This is a genomic window from Kineosporiaceae bacterium (genome assembly GCA_016713225.1).
In the GTDB taxonomy this organism is placed as follows: Bacteria; Actinomycetota; Actinomycetes; order Actinomycetales; family Kineosporiaceae; genus JADJPO01.
Genome location: JADJPO010000007.1, coordinates 136,196 through 154,104 on the forward strand (window position 1 = coordinate 136,196; position 17,909 = coordinate 154,104).

13 protein-coding genes and 1 pseudogene are annotated in these 17,909 nt (G+C 68.5%); 6 read left to right on the forward strand and 8 right to left on the reverse strand.

Going from position 1 to position 17,909, the window contains the following annotated elements; translation table 11 throughout:
* Nucleotides 1-2: 2 nt before the first annotated feature.
* From IPK24_22150 to IPK24_22165, 4 genes are all read right to left on the reverse strand, one after another.
* Nucleotides 3-2,831 (reverse strand): AAA family ATPase, encoded by a 2,829-nt coding sequence (locus IPK24_22150; GenBank protein MBK8078178.1) that lies wholly within the window; start codon nt 2,829-2,831, stop codon nt 3-5.
* Nucleotides 2,832-3,135: 304 nt separating this feature from the next.
* Nucleotides 3,136-3,837, reverse strand: a complete 702-nt coding sequence (locus IPK24_22155; protein MBK8078179.1) for a helix-turn-helix domain-containing protein — start codon at nt 3,835-3,837, stop codon at nt 3,136-3,138.
* A 210-nt stretch (nt 3,838-4,047) separates the two neighbouring features.
* Nucleotides 4,048-4,254, reverse strand: coding sequence for a helix-turn-helix domain-containing protein (locus tag IPK24_22160; GenBank protein MBK8078180.1), 207 nt, complete (start codon nt 4,252-4,254; stop codon nt 4,048-4,050).
* A complete protein-coding gene (locus IPK24_22165) occupies nt 4,247-4,696 on the reverse strand; it encodes a hypothetical protein (GenBank protein MBK8078181.1) in 450 nt (149 codons plus the stop codon). Before IPK24_22165 ends, IPK24_22160 begins: the two co-directional genes overlap by 8 nt.
* 713 nt (nt 4,697-5,409) lie before the next feature.
* Between IPK24_22165 and IPK24_22170 the strand changes: the two genes are divergently transcribed.
* Nucleotides 5,410-6,045, forward strand: a complete 636-nt coding sequence (locus tag IPK24_22170; GenBank protein MBK8078182.1) for a hypothetical protein — start codon at nt 5,410-5,412, stop codon at nt 6,043-6,045.
* A gap of 25 nt (nt 6,046-6,070) precedes the next feature.
* Here IPK24_22170 and IPK24_22175 read toward each other — a convergent pair whose 3' ends face one another.
* Both IPK24_22175 and IPK24_22180 read right to left on the reverse strand, forming a co-directional pair.
* A complete protein-coding gene (locus tag IPK24_22175) occupies nt 6,071-8,392 on the reverse strand; it encodes a hypothetical protein (GenBank protein MBK8078183.1) in 2,322 nt (773 codons plus the stop codon).
* Nucleotides 8,389-8,862: a hypothetical protein gene (locus IPK24_22180; protein MBK8078184.1), complete on the reverse strand. Its 474-nt coding sequence runs from the start codon at nt 8,860-8,862 to the stop codon at nt 8,389-8,391. The genes IPK24_22175 and IPK24_22180 overlap by 4 nt, the downstream gene beginning before the upstream one ends.
* Before the next feature lie 351 nt (nt 8,863-9,213).
* Between IPK24_22180 and IPK24_22185 the strand changes: the two genes are divergently transcribed.
* Nucleotides 9,214-9,477, forward strand: a complete 264-nt coding sequence (locus tag IPK24_22185; protein ID MBK8078185.1) for a hypothetical protein — start codon at nt 9,214-9,216, stop codon at nt 9,475-9,477.
* The gene (locus tag IPK24_22190) at nt 9,477-10,208 is read left to right on the forward strand and encodes a hypothetical protein (protein ID MBK8078186.1); all 732 of its coding nucleotides are present in this window, start codon (nt 9,477-9,479) and stop codon (nt 10,206-10,208) included. The genes IPK24_22185 and IPK24_22190 overlap by 1 nt, the downstream gene beginning before the upstream one ends.
* 132 nt (nt 10,209-10,340) lie before the next feature.
* Here IPK24_22190 and IPK24_22195 read toward each other — a convergent pair whose 3' ends face one another.
* Nucleotides 10,341-10,742, reverse strand: coding sequence for a hypothetical protein (locus IPK24_22195; protein ID MBK8078187.1), 402 nt, complete (start codon nt 10,740-10,742; stop codon nt 10,341-10,343).
* Nucleotides 10,743-11,412: 670 nt separating this feature from the next.
* Here IPK24_22195 and IPK24_22200 point away from each other — a divergent pair.
* The 3 genes and pseudogenes from IPK24_22200 (at nt 11,413) to IPK24_22210 (ending at nt 16,219) form a co-directional block, all read left to right on the forward strand.
* Nucleotides 11,413-13,254 (forward strand): annotated as a pseudogene (locus IPK24_22200) (DUF87 domain-containing protein).
* Between the two features lie 554 nt (nt 13,255-13,808).
* Nucleotides 13,809-14,768, forward strand: a complete 960-nt coding sequence (locus IPK24_22205; protein MBK8078188.1) for a hypothetical protein — start codon at nt 13,809-13,811, stop codon at nt 14,766-14,768.
* Entirely contained in the window at nt 14,720-16,219 is a 1,500-nt protein-coding gene (locus IPK24_22210) for a type IV secretion system DNA-binding domain-containing protein (protein ID MBK8078189.1), read from the forward strand. The genes IPK24_22205 and IPK24_22210 overlap by 49 nt, the downstream gene beginning before the upstream one ends.
* A 530-nt stretch (nt 16,220-16,749) precedes the next feature.
* On the opposite strand, the gene IPK24_22215 is transcribed toward IPK24_22210, so the two are convergent.
* Nucleotides 16,750-17,793: a hypothetical protein gene (locus tag IPK24_22215; protein MBK8078190.1), complete on the reverse strand. Its 1,044-nt coding sequence runs from the start codon at nt 17,791-17,793 to the stop codon at nt 16,750-16,752.
* Nucleotides 17,794-17,909 lie beyond the last annotated feature (116 nt).

Consider the following 17,909-nt stretch of genomic DNA (forward strand, 5'->3'; position numbering starts at 1 on the left):
GACTACTCAGCCACGCTTCCGCCTGGGCCCAGCGCCACGCCTCGCGCCAGGCTCCAGCCGGCAGCTCGGCAACCACGTCTACCGGCTGCGCCTCGATGCGGGAGGCCCATTGAGGCGCAAGCGGCCGGAACTTGTCGACCAGGGCGTCGCGACGCAGCACGTGGGGCGTCAGAGCATCGAGCCGGAAGGCCTCGGCCAAGACGTGATCCCAGGTATCCCATCGGCCTTCTGTGTAGGCGGGAGCGCAACAGGCCCCACAGCGGGGACGCACCGGGCATCTCCCGCCCCGTGTCGAGGTAGGTCACCCAGCTGTCGAGATGTGCGCTCAGCTGCCGCTCCTGACGGCGGGCGGCCGCCGCGTTCAGCAACTGGACGACCTTGTTCATCGCCGCGGCATCGGGGATCTCGGGCAGCGCGGAGACTGCCCGGCGAAGGGCTGAGGTGACGCGTGGGCGGTCGTGCGCCTCCCACTGAAGAGCGTCCTGCAGCTGCTCCACGACGACGTTGACACCTGAAACGAAAGTCGCGCCGGGGGGTGGGACCGGGATCCCGGCTTGTGAAGCCAGCTGGCTCAGGTGGATCTGCAGGTGCCGGGATTCGACGGTCAGGCCGATGTGAGCGCGCACGAGGTCGACGTCCTGACGCGATCTCAGCGGCAGTTGATTCACCCTCGCGCTCTCGTAGAGCTGCCGCAGCTCTCGAGCGCCGAACTTGGGCACGCTCTTGCCGTCGGCGAACCGCGCTGCGAGGTCGTCGAGCAGGTCGAGTTGGGCTCGATGGTCGCCCTCGGGAACCTCGACGACCCATCCGACTGTGCGCCGTTGCAGGTCCACAAGGACAGCGGCGCGGCGGGCGAGGTTCTCGGCCTGCTCGGCCCAGTAGGTGAACAGGTCGCGTGATTGACGAACTGCATTTCGGATTCCGTGGAGCCATGGCTGCTCCAGTCGACCAAGCCTCTCGGCGGACCCCGACGCCAGTGTCGCGAGGTCGGCCAGCCCCGCATCGTCGAGAGCGTCCACGCCAGCAAGGTCGAGGCCGTCTTGCTCGAGGTCGGCGACGGTCTGGCGCAGCCCATCCAACCTGTCGTGGTAGTCCCGGAACGTGACTCCCGTCGGCAGCTCGCCGGTCGGCGGTCGCTGCATCCGCGCAGCAGAAACGTCGTCTGGAGCGAGGTCCCTACACAGCCGACACAGCTCGGCGATCTCGACGTCAGTGAGCGGAAGGCCGGCACCCCGCGACACCCGATCCGGGATGTGGCCGAACTCGGCCTCGTGCCCGGCGACCCAAGCGGCCACCTCGGCGGCCTTGGCCGGGCCACCGGGAAGATCGAACTCACTCTCTTCGGTCCGCAAGGCTTCAACCATCGCCAATTCCGTCTGACGGATGGCGACGCGGAGCTCCTCGACGTGCTGCCCAAGTTCGGCCACCCGACGCGACTCGCGCTCCTCGTCCAGTCCCGAGACGAGGTCGGTCATGGCCTGCGCTGAGGCTCGCAGCTGGTCCATCGCCTCTGGACTCGAGCCGAGAACCGCCACACTCAGGTCGCGTAACTCAATGGGGATCTTGTCCTGCAGCACGGCCAGTGCCTGTTCGTTCTGCGCCGTGACAAGAACTCGTTTCCCGTGGGCCACGAGATGGCTCACCAGGTTCGCGATGGTGTGCGTCTTGCCCGTTCCAGGCGGCCCCTGCACCGTGACACCTCGCGCAGAGACGAGTTGCCGAACGATCCGCTCCTGGTCCTCGTTGGAGGCCAGCGGTAGCAGCGGGCGATCTGCCAGGGGTTGCCAACTCTCGGCGGGCTCCGCCCCCAGTTCCACCAACGATCGTTCGATCGCGGCGTCATCTGCCACCACGGCCGCGACGCCCTCCGGAAGGAACCCGGTTTCGTCGATCACCTCGGCGAGCTCGGTGTAGAACCGCTCGTGCCGGAGGGGGCGTCGTCGGGCAGACACCACCCAGGTCGGAGTGAGGACCGCCGCAGGCGCCGGCCTCGGCACGGAGTCCGAGTCGTTGATCCGAGCATCGAGGCCCAAAGGCGCGATCAGTTGGTGGTTGACCTGGTCCAAGCCACCTTCCAGCCACGGATCGGGAACCGCCTGACGCAGGCGCTCGCGCAATCCGGACAGCTCCTCGATCAGTGGCAGTCCGAGGCCCTCCAGCGCGTCGAGCTCCAGTTCGCATGGACGCTCAGTCATGAGCCGCAGGCTGCCGTCGTCCTCGTCGACCTCGATCGAGACCCGGGTGGTGAGCATCGGCGCAACCACCGCCTCACCGGCCACCTGCCAGGACAGCACGCTGTGTCCCCATGCCAGCTCGTGCGTCGATTGGTTGGCTTGTAGGAACAGGTGCAGTCCGAACAGATCCGAATACAGTCGTCGAGCCGCGCGCGCAGGCTGCGCCTTCGTCGCCCAGGGACGCCACTGTGCAGCGATCCAATCGTCGAGGTCTCGCTGCAGTCGCTGCGACGCAATGCGGGGATTCCACACGTCAATCGCCTCGCTATCACCCGCCCCGGCGCCCGACGGCTCGGTCGTACGCAGCCGCGGCCCCTCATCGAGATCATCCAGAGACGCGAGGTCAACCTCGTCAACGAGCTCCGCAGGCAGTTGAGGCGGCTGCGGCTCCTGGACCTTCTTGACCACTAACCAGGCCGGACGATCTTCGCCGGGGCCGAGGACAACCTCGTGGTGCACTGGGACCTGAGCCGGCCAGATCGGAGCCGCCACCGCATACTGCCGAACGTCACGCTCCGGCTTGGTGGTCAACTCCCTGGCCAGCGCAGCCAAATAGTCGAGGAACCTACGCGTACGCTCCAGGACATCGTTGGACACTTCGCTCAGGCTCCCATTTACGTCGACGGACAGAAGTCCATCCTGGCAAATGGCCCTGACAACCTTGGCCAGACCACGCGATCGCCAGGGTTGTTCAACGACGTGGCCCGGGCAGGCGCGTCCTGGCGCTCGAATCGTCCCGCTTCGGACCTTCCGCCCGCCAGGACATGATCGGCGCCCACGTCGACACCTCATCGGGCCTGACGTTGGCGATCTGGGAGCAAGACACTCGCCATCGTGATCATTACCGCGGAGAGGGAGGGGTGCTGATGGCGCCCGGGTCACCGTCAACCCTTGGCCGACGCTACCTCGCGACGTAGTAGCCCCGGTGCGTGTTGACCTTGATGAAGTCCAATAGCTGCTGCCGGGAGATGAGCTTCCGTGAGCCCACGGCGACCCACTCGATCTCGCCCTGATTCAGCATCTGGTAGAGCGTCGAGTAGCTGATGCCGAGCGCCTTGGCGGCATCCTTGATGCTGAGCAGCATCGGCCCTTCGGGCGAGAGCTGGGCCGGCCCGAGCACGGTGGTCTGCTCGGCTTGGACGACGTCGACTTCGGACGTGGTGGTCTTCCACGACCCAAAGTAGCCGTAAGGCCGGTCGAACTCTGCCTGCACCTTGGCCGCTGCGTCGTCCTCATCGACGGCCCGGACGAACCGTTCTGCCACCTGGACGCGCGTGACCACGACCTTGTACCGCATGAACGTCTCCTTGATCTGGCGGCTCGTCTGCTTGACCTCGATCGGTCTTCGACGTTGCGCGACACGCCGCATGGCGCGGGTCGTGGCGTCAGGAGTCACGTCATCCGCTGCCCGGTTGGGTCGTGGCTTGGCGGCCCGGACGGTGTCGCGGCCCGGATCGGTCAGGTCGCCGCCACCCAGGAGATGATCGGTCGTCGGGCCGGACTCGTAAGCGCCTGTCGTGAGGTAGTACGTGCCCGCCTCGGTGATGGTCGCCGTCCAGTTCTTGCGCCGACGAGCGACCTGAACCAGGCCGCGACTCTGCAACGCTCGCGCGGTGAGCTTGTGAGATTCGTTCGGCCACGCACGCTCAGGGCAGCCATCGGCGACCCAGCGGAGAATGCCCAGCTGACGCTCGGAGAGCCTCCCTCGTGGCATAGCCTGTAGTCGACCACAGGCGAGGCTTCCGGGGAATCCACTTCGCTGGACCGAGCGCGATCACCAACGCGAAGTAGCGGGCGGCCGACTGACGCTGTGTCACGATCGCCGGTCCTCTGGGCGCGAGAGGAAGCTCGCGAGGTCGAGCCGCCGGAAACGTAAGTGCTTGCGGCCGAGTCGCACGTAGGGCAGTCGCCCGGCCTCGACCTCGTCGTAGACCCAGTCCTTGGTCACCTGGAAGAGCGTGCAGACGTCGGCCACGGTGAGCAGCTCCAGATCTCGGTGCTCCTGGTCCGGCTCAGGCATGTCGACCTCTCGCCGCAGCGCAGACGACGGCAACCAGCCCAGAGCGTGTGCGATTGGGTGCGGCTGTGCGTCCAGGCTCGTGATCGTCGAGCGGACGGAGGATCTCGACGACATGGCGCAGCTGTCCGAGTTCGCTGGCCAAAGCGGCAATCGCGATCTGAGTGGCGAGGATCGATGGATCAACTTCGCCAAGCTCCGCTGCGACGAGAAGCACGTAACCCCTGGAGCCCAGCAGGGCTCTGTACTCGACCAAGAGCTGCACTTGCCCGGACAGCGGGGAAGTACTGGCTGCCGAGTCCTCGTTCGGCCAAGGCGCAAGGACGAGGTGGGCTCGGCTTCCGGCACTCGAATCCACCGGTGCTGCCAGGTCGATCAGCCGATAGTCGCGGTCTCCGGCGCGAGCCGTCCCTTCGACTGCCTTGTCCGAGGTTGCATCCAGCACGACGTCACCAGGTCGGGTGTAGCTCAACAGCAGCAATGCCGCCAATGGCGGGGTCAGCCCGGCGAAGACTCCATCGGGATCCCCGGAGGGACCCGGACCGGGTACCGGCACCCGCACGAGCGGGACCGGTTCCTCACCAGGTGATACGTCGATGTGCCGAGCGGGCGCGATGCCCCACAGGCCGGCCAGGTGTTCCAGGGGTGGCCCCGGTGCACGGTGTCTGGCGCGAAGATCCGTTTTGTCTCCGCGCGGATGCGCGGCTGCCACTGACTCCGCGGACGGCAGTTCGGGCTGTGGGTAGTGATCATCGGAGGGCATGGCTGTCCGGGTTCTTGCCGGCGACACGTGTTCACACCTACCCACGGCTCACCCGTTGGTCTTCGAGGAGCAGGTCTCGCCAACCGTCCCGCCCAACCCGAGCCAACTGACCTCGGATCCACACGGCGTCCAGGTGGTGAACAGCGGCATCGAGCCCGCTCTCGTGATTGCGGTTGGCCAACCAGTTGGGCCGGTGTGAAGAGATGGACGGTGTGGGCGGCATGCGCCGTCCAGGTCGGAAGGAACCAGCCATGATTCATCGCATCGGCGCTCAGCCCGCCCCCACGCCAAGGGGGACCTGGTCAGCGAGTCCGTTGGACGCCGCGCAACGGGCATTCGTGTTGCTCGCAACTCCCCCGACGCCACTGGTCTTCGAAGCCCGCCTCGTGGAGGGGATGCCAGACCGGAAGATCCTGCTGGATGAGTTGCGGCGATTGCTCATCCACGACGACACCCCCCGCGCCGTCCGGGACGCCGTCTGGCGCCGTGTCGTGCAGTTGGCCCGCCGTGATGGCCCCGGATGGGTGTTGGCCGCGGTCGGGCTGGCTATGCCAGGCCTGCGTCGTCGTGCGGGCAAGCTTGCCTGCGGCTGGCACGGCGAGACCTCGGACCTGGACGCCGAGCTGCTCGCTGGATTCCTCGAACGCCTGGCCACGATCGACCTCGATGCGCCGAACATCTGCGCCCGCCTGATCGATGCCGGTGCCCGCGCCGTCCGACGGGCTCGAGACAACGTGCAGGACATCGACACGATCCGGGTTCAGGATGCATGGGGTCCGCCGCCACCGCGGCCGTGGGACCACCCAGACTGGGTTCTGACCCGGGCGCTGCGGGCGGCGGTGATCGACCCCGAGGAGTGCCTGCTGATCTCGGCGACCCGGCTGGACGACGTCCCACTCCGCGTTGTTGCAGACCGCCTCGGCGTCTCAGTCGATACCGCATCGACCTGGCGACGAGCCGGCGAACTGCGCCTGGTCGAGGCCCTGCGCACCGGCGAACTGGACTGGGTGGCGCTCTCCCCCGCCGGCTGAGGTCGTCTTCTTCGGCTGTCTTCCTCTACGGAGTGATACGGATCGCCTTGGTCAGGGCCAACGCGAACAGCGTGGTCAGCAACCAGCCGACGAGTGTGGCGGCGTTCAGCCAGAACGCCAGCAGAGGGCCGATGTCGGTGTTCTCGTCGGGATGCCAGGTCGAGCGTTGGCCCAGACCGACGAGCGGGACGACGGTGTCGATGGCGTAGTACGCCGCGTTGAAGCAGACCACGGCGCCGCCACCGCACCGGTCAGGATGCACGCTCGATGAGGTCGCCGTCCGAGTTGGGCTGAAGACCAGTCCGTTGCCGTCGGTGGCGCGCATCGCCTGTCCGGCGGCCGGTAGCAGCAGGGTGCCGGCGACGATGACGGTGAGAGCGACGAGCGCCAAGAACGCCCGCGATGGTCGATACCCATAGCCGGTGATGGTCCCGGACAGACGGCGCAGCCCTCGCCCCGCCCGCGCACGGATCCGGCCAGCGAAGGGTAGGCGGGAACTGTCGGCCCGCTCGGCCTGGAATGCCAGGCTTCGAGCTTCGATCAGGACACGCTCCGACTGCACAGCCAGCCCGTGCTCCCGCAGGACTCGTGCGAGTTGCTCATAGGGTCCTGGGTCGAACATGGGCGCGGTGGCCAGCCAGCTCAACCGGGCGTCGATGTCCCAGCGCCGGTCGTCGCTCGACTCATCCGGGCGCTGGAACCGTTGATAGGTGAATCCGCTCAGCACCGCTTGGGGCGGCCAGGTCCGAGGATCATCGGCCAGGACGGTGGTGTCCACACCCTCGAACGACACCGACGGTTCCACGTGAGTCCAGTGCAGGCGCATTCCACCCTGGATTCCGGCGAACTCGGCGTTGAGCGCGTGCTTCGCGGGGTTGCGGAAGCTCGACTGACCGCACCTCAACTCGGCACCATCCAGGCTGAGTTCGCCGGCGATCCGTGCCCGGCTCAGCAGGACACATCCGGTGCTGGTGACGTCGTCGAGAATCACCGAGCCGACGACGTCCGCTTGGTGCAGGTCAACCGTCAGCCATGTGGGGTTGTCCAGCACAGCGCCGGCGAAGTTCACCGTGCCCCGGAGGACCGAACCCCGCAGGTTGACCGCGCCTCCGTGAGTGACCATGCCTTGCAGGCTCACTTCGCCGCGGACGAGGGATCCTTGCCCCGTGACCGAGCCGTGCTTGCTCGGGTGAGACCACGTCGTCTCAGCCAGGGCGACGTTGCCGCCGATCTCGGCGCCGGTGAACCGAAGGCTCCCCTGCACATTCAGCCCTGGAGCAAGGAACAGACCCGACCGGAGCCGACCAGTCGACAGGCGAATCGCATCCAGCCCGGGCGCCCGCAACTGGACCGACGCGGACACGCTCAGCAGGGCGATATCGCAGCCTTCCAACTCGATCTTGCCCTCGACGAGGCTGTCGCCTTGGAATTCCACGCCTCCGCCCACCACGCGTAACCCTGCGGCGTGCAGTGCCGTCGGGTCAGTGTCGTCGTCGTAGTACCCGGTTCCAGGTGTCGGTGTGGTGCCGTGGATCGTGGTGTCCCGGATGACGAACCGGCTACCGATGACGGCGTTGCCCGCATCGATCCGGCCATCGATCAGCGGCGACCTGCCGACACCTTCACCGTCAGGGCGGTCTTTGGTACCGCTACGAGGAATGATGAACACCGAACCGTCGATGTGAGCGCCGCCCAGGTCCAATGCCAGGCCTGCGTACGGGTCGATCAGGTGAGCGCCGGTCAGGTCCAGCGATCCGTGCACCTGAGCACCGATCAGACGCACCTCACCCCGGGCAGTGAACCCGTGAATCAGCCGCATCGTGCCGCCGACCACCATCCGATCCGCCTGGATGGAACGCTGCCCGGGAGCCTCGATCCGGGTGCCGACCATCAGGACCCGGCCCCCGACGTCCGCTTCGCACAACCAGACCGCAGCCTTCGCGGACTCACTGGCCGCAGTGGATACCGGCTCCGTGATCACGGATCCGGACATGACCAGGTCATGATCGACCTGCAGCCCGTTGGCCACCAGAGCCGGCAACTCGCAGTCCTCGAACGTCAAAGCAGGCAGATGCGCGCCGTGCAACTGCACCGGTTCGTCGAACACGCAGCCCTCGAAGCTGATCGGGAACGGCACGTCGGCGTGGGCCAGATCCAACCCACCACGCACCCTCACACCTCGAAGCCGCAACCCGGATGGCGTACTCGGCCCACCCGAGCAGCACGCCGCCGCCAACTCGACCGCCGGCACCAACTGCCGCTCACCGGCCGAACCAGGACGCGGGGCCATCACTCGGCCGGTGCGGATCGCCCGCTCAACCGCGGAGCGATCGGTCGTCCTCGTCATGGCGTCGACTCCGAGGACCGGCCACGGACGTGACGACGTCCGACCCGTTTCACCTCGGCCAGACGCTCGTCGAGGACGACGTGGCGTTCGTCCCGCCACGCCTGCCTGTCGTACACGCGGTCGCGGGCCAGACCGATGAGTTCGACCACCGCCCTGTCGAACGCCTGCACGGCGGCGACCAGATCGGCCGCGTCATGCAACTCGATCGAGGTCAACGCGTTGTTGGCGCGGTCCACGTACGACCACACCAACTCGCGCTCCAACTGTGCTTTATGCTCCAGCGGCGCTCGCGCGACCTGGCCGATCGCCAGGACTGCTCCCAACGTGCCTGCCAAGTACTCGGTGAGCCTCGCGCTGCGCGCCTCGCGGCGTATCGACCGTGCCGACATCCAACCGCCCACCACCTGCGTGGCCAGCGCCACCCCACCCGTCAACCCGGCCCCGGTCAGCGCGGCCACCCCAGCGTCCACGATCACACCGTAGAGCGCAGCGACCACCGGTTGACCCCCCGCCGCTGAACACATTTCCCGCCGGCGGTCGAGTTGGCCAACGGTTGGCCTTCGGTGTCGCCGAGCCAGCCCTGGTTGGGCGCCACACCGGGCCATGAGTAGGCGGAACCAGTCGAATGGCCGGTTCCCGGATGCCACCGCGCGGCGGCTGACCGGCCGAGGAGCCGATGACCGTGTTCACGCCTCGGATCACGCCGCACCTGCCACAGCCCCCGAAGGGAGGTACGGGTTCTGCTCGGTCCGGTCACGCCAGTCGCGCGGTGGCATTCCTTCGACCACTCGGGCGCCTCACGTCATACGGAGGTAGGCGACATGAAACAGACAGCCCTAGCGACGGTGATGGTCGCTGATCTCCCCACGGTGATCAATAATGCGACAGCCTGGGTGGTCGGGATTCTGGCCACTCTGGCGACGTTCTACCTCACCTTGGGCGGCCTGCGGTACATGGCTGCCGAGGGCAATCCCTCGGATGTCGAGCGCGCCAAGAGCTCGCTGCGCTCGGCGGGGATCGGGTATGCGTTGGCGTTGTTGGCGCCGGTGGTGTTGACGGTGCTGAAGAAGATCCTGGGTGTCTGATGATCGGCTGGATCTTCGATCAGGCCGTGGCGTGGCTGTCGGCGTTCGCTCGCGAGAGCCTGAACACCATCTGGCACCTGTTGGCCACCATGCTGTTTCACCTGCCGGACGTCACCGGCCTGCCCCAGGTCGCCGCACTGTCCGCGCGGTCGTTGACGGTGGTGAACACCGGCTTCGTGCTGGCCCTCATGGCCGCGGCGATCGTGGCCATGGCCGGCGACAGTCTGCCGGTCCGGTATGGCGTCGCGGATCTGTTGCCGCGGTTGGTGATCGGTCTGGTCGCGGCGAACTTCGCCACCCCGTTGTGCCGGGGCATCATCACCACCGCGAACACGCTGGTGGTGGCGTTGACCGGTGAGGGCATCGCCTCCGAACGCTCTCTGGGGCAACTGTTCCGCGTGGTCACCAGCGCGTTGACCAATCCGGTCTCGGCCCTGCTGACCACCCTGGTCGGTCTGATCATCAACGTCCTGCTGGCGATGTTGCTGGTCGGCTGGATCACCCGGTTCGCGGCCCTGATCGTGGCCGTCGGGATCGCACCGGTCGCGTTGGCGTGCCACGCCCTGCCGTGGACCGAGGTCATCGCGCAGGCCTGGTGGCGCACCATGACCGGGCTGGCCGCGACCGTCGTCCTGCAGGCCGTGGCCCTGCACACCAGCCTGGCTATCTTCCTGACCCGGCCGCGAACCTGCCGTCCTACGGTCTGCCCGCCGACCCCAGCGGTCTGCTGAACCTGATCATCGTGGCGGTCCTGTTGTGGGTCACCGTCCGCATCCCCGCGCTGATCCGCCGCCACCTCACCCACGCCAGCACTCGCCCGAACCTGGCCGCGGCCATGGTCCGCCTGGTCGTTGTCCACCAGATCACCCGCGGCCTCGGCCACGCGATGAGCAGAGCCTTCGGACGCCGCAGCACCGGCGCCGGACCCGCCGCACCCGGACCCGCAGCACCGGGTCCCGGCCCAGCTGGCGCCGGTGGACGCCGCGGTGGCCCCAGGCCAGGTCGTCCGCCCGGGGGTGGCTTGCCGCCACGGCCGCCGGCACCACCTGCTCCCGGGCCGCGCCCATCGGGACGGCCACCCGGTCCTCCCCCGGGACGCGGCCCAGCGCCAGCCCCAGCACCGCCCGCTCCCGCAACCCCGCCGCACCCACCAGCACCGGCACCTCCGTCACCGAGCCCGCGGCCCGCTCCGGCCACCCCCCGCGCCGCGACGTCGACCATGCCCCGACCCACCACGCCGACCCGGACGCCGCCTCGGCGTCCACGTCCCGGGCCGTTGCCGCCGCGACCGCTGCCGCCGGCCGCCCGTGGCTCGGCGCTGGCCTGAGAGGAGACCCTGATGAGTCGATCCCTGGCAGCCGATGCGTTGGTGCGGGCACGGATCCCGGCCGATCTGGACACTCCCGACCGGGTGGTGATGGGCCTGACCGTCCGCCAAGCGGCCATCCTTGCCGCGGCAGCGGTGCCGATCTATCTGGCCTGGCACCTGCTCGCCGGCCGTCTCCCGCTGCCTGTTCTCGCCGCCGCAACCGCGCCCCTGGCAGCCGTCGCGACCGCGGTCGCGGTCGGACGTCGCGACGGGATCAGCCTGGACGCCTGGCTGCTGGCAGCCATCACCCACCGCCGCACCCCGCGTCGCCTCGTCCCCGTCGCGCCGACCCGGGATGCCGCGCCGTCCTGGGCACCCGCCCACACCCCCGCCACCACGACAGGCCGCCTGGGTGTGCTGCGGCTCCCCGCCTCCGACATCGACGGTGACGGGGTCCTGTCGCTCGGATCGAGCGCGGTGGCGTTGGTTGCGGCGTCCACGATCACCTCGAACCTCAACACCGGCGCGGAGCAGGCCGCACAAGTCGCCGCCTACGGCCGCTGGTTGAACGCGTTGCCGGGGCCGGTGCAGATCGTCGTCTCGGCCCGCCGGGTCGATCTCGGTGAATGCGCGGTGCGGATCGCCGACGCCTCCCACGCGCTGCCGCACGAGGCTTTCGCGACCGCGGCAGTCGATCATGCCTGGTTCCTGCTCGACCTCGCCGACGCCCACGACCCGCTCGAACGCACCATCACCATCGCCTGCACCGCGACCACCCCCACCCCGACCGGCGACCGCCGAACGTCACCGCGGGTCGCGATCGCCCGCGAGGCGCACCGCCGTGCCGCCGCCACCGCGCAGGCGCTGGCCGACATCGGATCCCGCTGCCGGGTCCTGGACGCCGCCGAGGCCACCGCCGTCCTGACCGCCGCCACCGACCCGTTCACCGCCAACGACGCCCGCACCCCGCGCACCCCACCGACAACACCGGTCACCGCCCCGGACACGAACTGGGACGACGACGCCACGACCGCCCGCCTCGACGAGGAGGACCCCTGGTGAGCCCAACCACCTGGCGGCGCAAGGCATCCCGCCGCGCCACTCGCCGTCCCCACGACACCGCTCCCGTCACCACTCCACCCGAACCGCCGCTGGCGTCGGTGGTCGGCCCGGCCTCGGTGGTGACCGCACCGGGTTTCCTGCGGATCGGTGACGGCTATACCGCGACCCTGATCGTGCACGGCTACCCGGCCGAGGTCGGGATGTCCTGGCTCGAGCCGTTGCTGGCGTGGGCGGGCCGGCTGGACGTCGCGATCCACATCGACCCGTTGCCCACCGACCTGGCCGCGGGAAGGCTGCGCCGGCAGCGTGCCCGGTTGGAGTCCTCGCGGCGGATCGGCGCCGACCGGGGGCGTCTCGATGACCCGCTGATCGAAGCCGCCGCCGAGGACGCCGCCGACCTGGCCGACCGGCTCGCCCGAGGCCAGGCCCGCCTGTTCCGGGTCGGGCTGTACCTGACCGTGCACGCCCCCACCCGCGTCGCGCTGGCCGACGCCGTCGCCGAGGTCCGGGCCGCCGCGGCCTCGGTCCTGCTCGACACCCACCCGGCGACCTGGCGCCATCTGCCCGGCTGGTGCTCCACCCTGCCGTTGGGTCACGACGGCCTCGGCCACCGCCGCATCATGGATACCGACGCCCTGGCCGCCGCGTTCCCCCTGGCCAGCCCCGACCTGCCCGGAGCCCTGCCGGGCGAGGGACTCGCCCACGGCGGGGTGCTGTTCGGGGTGAACACCACCAGCGGCGGCATCGTCTGGTGGGACCGTTGGACCCAGGACAACCACAACGCCGTCGTCCTGGCCCGCTCCGGCGCCGGCAAGTCCTACCTGGTCAAACTCGACGTCCTGCGCAACCTCTACGACGGCGTCCAGGTCGCGGTCATCGACCCCGAGGACGAGTACGCCCACCTCGCCGACGCCGTCGGCGGCACCCTGGTCCGGCTCGGGGCACCCGGCGTCCGGGTCAACCCGTTCGACCTGCCACCCGGTGACCACCGAGGCGACGCCCTCACCCGCCGAGCCCTGTTCCTGCACACCCTGATCGGGGTCCTGCTCGGCCAACAACCACCCCCGACCGAACGCGCCGCCCTCGACAAAGCCATCACCGCCACCTACACCAACGCAGGCATCACCCACGACCCCGCCACCTGGCACCGCCCCGCCCCCGTCCTGGCCGACCTGGCCGCCGCCCTGACCCAGGACGACGCGAACCCGGCCGCCGTCACCCTCGCCGCCCGCCTGACGCCCTGGACCACCGGCGCGTTCAAGGACCTGTTCGCCGGAGCGACCACCGCCCACCCCACCGGCCACCTCGTGGTCTGGTCCACCCGCCACCTACCCGACGAACTCCGGGCCGCCGCGATGCTGCTCGCCCTGGACGCCATCTGGCGCGACGTCGACCTACCCGACCCGCCCGACCCCAACCGGCGCCGTCCCACCCGCGCCGAGTTGGCCAACCCGTTGCCCAACCAGCACAACCCGACACGCAACCAGCCCCACCGACGACCACCGGCACTGTCCCGCAGCCGGGACTACGCCCGCTTCGACGACCCACCCCCCGAACCGATGCGCCGACTGGTCGTGGTCGACGAGGCCTGGACGCTGATGCGCGAACCCGACGGCGCCCGGTTCCTGGCCCGCATGGCCAAATCCGCCCGCAAACGCCACGCCGGGCTCACCGTCGTCACCCAGGACGCCGCCGACCTGCTCATTTCCGACCTCGGCCAGATCGTCATCGCCAACGCAGCCACCCAGATCCTGCTCCGCCAAGCCCCCAAGCCATCGACACCATCGCCGACACCTTCGACCTCACCAACGGTGAAGCCCGCCTCCTACTCACCGCACCCCGCGGCGAAGCCCTCCTCATCGCCGGAGACGCCCGCGTCGCCTACCGCGCCACCGCCTCCCCCACCGCACACCACCTGATCACCAACCCACCCCCCCAACGCCGACCCAGACGACCCACGATGAACCCGCCTCCCCTGCACCAGGTCCCGCTCCCGGCAGTCGAGCTGCTCGCCGCCCTGACTGCCCTCGCCGTCCTCACCGCCGCCGGCGCGCTGGCGCTACACCGCAGTGCCCGCCAGTGGCGGCACGCCCAACTCCTGGACGGCGCGCAGCAGGTGCTGATCACCCCGCCCGCGCAGGTCGACCCGGACGGCGCCCGAGCCTGCTGGACGAACCTGCACGGCCTACTCACAACGGGCCTCTGGCGGCGACTGCGCCACGGCCGACCCCACCTGGCCCTCGAGTACCGCTGGACCGGACGACACCTGCAGATCCTGATCTGGGTCCCCGGCACCATGCCCGCCGGACCGGTCGCCGCCGCCGTGTCCGCAGCCTGGCCCGGGGCCACCACTGTCATCGAACCCGCCTCCCACCCGGTTCCCTTGGCCACGAGCCCCGGCAGCCGAACCAGCGGCGAAGCCGAGTCGTCGATCAGCGTGGACGGCGGAGCGTTGGTTCTCGCCCGGCCCGACTGGCACCCCCTGGCCACCGACCACGACACCGACCCCCACCGCGCCCTGCTGGGTGCCACCTCCGCCCTGAACGCGACCGAGACGGCCTGCGTCCAGGTCCTGGCCCGGCCCGCGACACCCCGCCAACTCGCCCGGATGCGCGCCGGAGCCGCCGCACTCAAGACCGGCCGCTCCACATCGACTGGGCTCCCCGAACGAGTGCTGGCCTCTCTGATAGGTGCCTTGACGGCCATGCTCAGCTCTACCCGCACCGCGGCCCCCACCGGCACGCGCCCGGTCGGTGACCCCCACCGCGACCGCGACGCCACCGCTGCACTGGCCAAGACCGCCGCCGGACCGCACTGGGAAACCGCCATCCGCTACGGCGTCACCACGCCACGGCGCGCCCGCACCGAGCGATGCACCTCACGCGGAAGCCCTCTCGGCCGACGTGGCGGCGCCGGCTGACCCACCGTGAGCCGGACGCCACCACCCGGCGTCTGATCACCGTCTGCCACTCGATCGCCTCAGCGTTCGCCGTCCACACCGCCGGCAACCGCCTGCGCCCCATCCCCGCCGCCCACCCGGACCAGCTCCTGGCGAGCCGCCAAATGCGGCGCGGATTCCTGCTCACCACGACGGAACTGGCCGCTGTCGCCGGGCTACCCACGGACCTGGCCGTGCCCGGGTTGGATCGTGCACGCGCGAGAACCGTCCCCGCACCGATCACCGTTCCCACCGGTGGCCGGAACACCAAGGTCCTCGGTCGGGCAGCCGTCGGCGGACACACTGTCGCCCTGCCCGTGGCCGATGCCCGTCACCACCTACACGTGATCGGCTCCACCGGCGTCGGCAAATCCACCTTGCTCGCCCAACTCGTCCTCGGCGACATCCGCGCCGGCCGCGGCGTCGTCCTGATCGACCCCAAAGGCGACCTCGCCCTCGACGTCCTGGCCCGCCTGCCCGAGGACATCGGCGACCGGCTCGTCCTGATCGACCCCGACCAGCCCGACCGCAGCGCCACCTTCAATCCGCTGCAACGCCGCGGCACGGACGACGACCTGATCGTCGACAACATCGTCTCGATCTTCGCCGCGATCTTCCAACGCCACTGGGGACCCCGCATCGACGACGTCATGCGCGTGGCCTGCCTGACCGTCATGCGCCACCCCCGACCCACCCTGACCACCGTGCCACCGCTGCTGAACGACAAGCAGTTCCGGGCACCGTTCACCGCCGGCCTGGACGACCCCGAAGGGCTCAAAGGGTTCTGGGCATGGTTCGAAGCCACCCCACCCGCGCTCCGCGCTCAGATCACCGGACCCGTCCTGGCCCGGCTGCGCTCCTTCCTGCTCCGCGACTTCGTCCGCGCCACCATCGGCCCCCACGAATCCAGCTTCGACATGACCCGCATCCTCGACCACGGCGGCGTCTTCATCGCCCGACTCCCCAAAGGCCAACTCGGCGAGGACACCTCACGCCTGCTCGGCTCCCTGGTATTCGCCTCCGTATGGCAAGCCGCCACCCACCGCGCCCGCCAACCCGAACCCCGCCGCCGCGACGCCACCGTTGTCATCGACGAAGCCCACAACATCCTCAACCTCGCCGGCTCCGTCAACGACATGCTCGCCGAAGCTCGCGGCTACCGACTCTCCCTCGTGCTTGCCCACCAGCACCTCGCCCAACTCCCCCGCGACACCCAACTCGCCATCTCCGCCAACGCCCGCAACAAGATCTACTTCACCTGCTCCCCCGAAGACGCCCACCAACTCGCCCGCCACACCACCCCCGAACTTGACGAACACGACCTCACCCACCTCGACGCCTACACCGCCGCCGCACGCCTCGTGATCGCCGGCCGCGAGACCACGGCCTTCACGATGACGACGAATCCCCTGCCCGACCGACAGCCCCGCTGACCTCCGCAGAGGCATCCTGGCCGGTTGAGTCACTTCCCGGGGAGGCGGACGGAGGCAAGTCCCTGCCACTGACCTCTGTGTCCCGGACGGCGTCCAGATGGTCGAGTTGATGATGGGGCGAGGACGGTGTCGATTCAGATCAACAGCTCCAGCGTGGTCGGGGAACTGAGCCTGAACATCACGACAATGCGGGAAACGTGAACCACCTTTCCTCTGCTTGGAGACACGATCGTGGCGCAGAGCCCCGTCGACGAGTACTACCGCATAAGCGTGATGGCATTGAATCCGCCGCGCAGTGCGAAGTTGAGGTTCGACCGTGTCAAAGGATATGGCGGTGCTGGTTACGATTGCTGAACCATGATCCCACCCATAGAAACCGCCGGATCAGGGTTTCCGTTTGGGACCCGAGCTAACTTCGTGGTCCCCCAATCGGGTGAGGAGGTTCCCGCCAAGAGGCTGGCTTGTACATCTCCTCAGACGCTACGTCGCTACGTCGGGCGCCCAACGCCCCCTGGACCGCCCGACGAGACCTACTTGCGTGCATAGGTATCCCAAATCCAAGAGGTTAGGAGGTTGAGCACCAATGACACTGGGATGCCGATCCACCACAGCAGCTTGCCGGATCTCGATGAGCCTTCCGTCTCGGTCGAAATCTCTCTGGTTGCCTGAAGTATCTGTCTAACTTGGGTGTTGTGCGCATTCATCTCAGCAGCCAATCGGACGGCAGAATCCTGCGATCTCACCAAGCCTTCAAGCCGTGCCTGCTCATCCTTCATCGCGGTAAGGCCGCGTTCAATTTCGGCGATTTCCACTCGACGCTTGGCTATGGTCTCCCGGACTTCTCCGAGTGCACGTGCCGCCGCCTGGCGTTGGCGCTCAACTTGCTCGAGCTGCCTCTGCGACAGCTGAGCCCTGGCCTGCAACTCGGCCACCTTCGCCTGACCTGATACATAGTCGCCGTAGGCCTGAAGGATTTTGTCAATTTGTGCGGAGCGCAATCGAACGGATAGGAGGAGCCCAGGGATAAGGCCCAAGAACGGCAATTGGAAAATGAATGCGAGACCAAGCGCTACGATCGCGCGTCCGGAACAGAGCCCCTGTACTGAGAGTTCACACAGGGTGAGCAGACGCCGCAACCTGCGCGCCCATCTCTCTTCCGAAACCCTGATAGCGCGAGGACGCCAACGTCCATAGGGTGTGAGATCAGGTCGGAACGAGCACCATGTCGAAACCTCTGGGGACATATCGCGCGAATCGATCAGTCGATACCGGCCCGCATACAGCACACCTAACAGGAAGTGGACGACCGTCATTGAGGCGAAGGCTGTGGCAGCCAATTCCGAATCTATCGACGTCGCTGCCCGGACGAGAAAGAGGGACAGATTCACGATTGCGGCCGGAAGTACCACGACAACCCAGACAGGCAGTCGGTAGCGGCGCTCAACATCCGTGATCCCACACTGCCCAACCAGCCGGATGAGCTTTGCCAGCCAGGCTGCGTATGGGCTTGCCCAGCTGCGCCGATTGGATACCTCGCTCGACATATCGCCCCAGACACCCATATCGCTGCTCATGCCAGATTCTGCTGCCCGATCCGAACCTCGATCAATGTGGCATCCAGCAGATCCACGCCCAACTCCCGCTGCGACAAGCACCGCAGTAGACCGTTCGCGTGGATGCCCCGTCCGCC

What these genes read in the sequence shown, in the direction of transcription:
- IPK24_22185 (MBK8078185.1), top strand. Translation starts at nt 9,214, where the DNA reads ATGAAACAGACAGCCCTAGCGACGGTGATGGTCGCTGATCTCCCCACG.
- IPK24_22170 (MBK8078182.1), top strand. Translation starts at nt 5,410, where the DNA reads ATGCCAGACCGGAAGATCCTGCTGGATGAGTTGCGGCGATTGCTCATC.
- IPK24_22175 (MBK8078183.1), bottom strand. Translation starts at nt 8,392, where the DNA reads ATGACGAGGACGACCGATCGCTCCGCGGTTGAGCGGGCGATCCGCACC.
- IPK24_22205 (MBK8078188.1), top strand. Translation starts at nt 13,809, where the DNA reads ATGAACCCGCCTCCCCTGCACCAGGTCCCGCTCCCGGCAGTCGAGCTG.
- IPK24_22190 (MBK8078186.1), top strand. Translation starts at nt 9,477, where the DNA reads ATGATCGGCTGGATCTTCGATCAGGCCGTGGCGTGGCTGTCGGCGTTC.
- IPK24_22160 (MBK8078180.1), bottom strand. Translation starts at nt 4,254, where the DNA reads ATGCCTGAGCCGGACCAGGAGCACCGAGATCTGGAGCTGCTCACCGTG.
- IPK24_22210 (MBK8078189.1), top strand. Translation starts at nt 14,720, where the DNA reads ATGCACCTCACGCGGAAGCCCTCTCGGCCGACGTGGCGGCGCCGGCTG.
- IPK24_22215 (MBK8078190.1), bottom strand. Translation starts at nt 17,793, where the DNA reads ATGAGCAGCGATATGGGTGTCTGGGGCGATATGTCGAGCGAGGTATCC.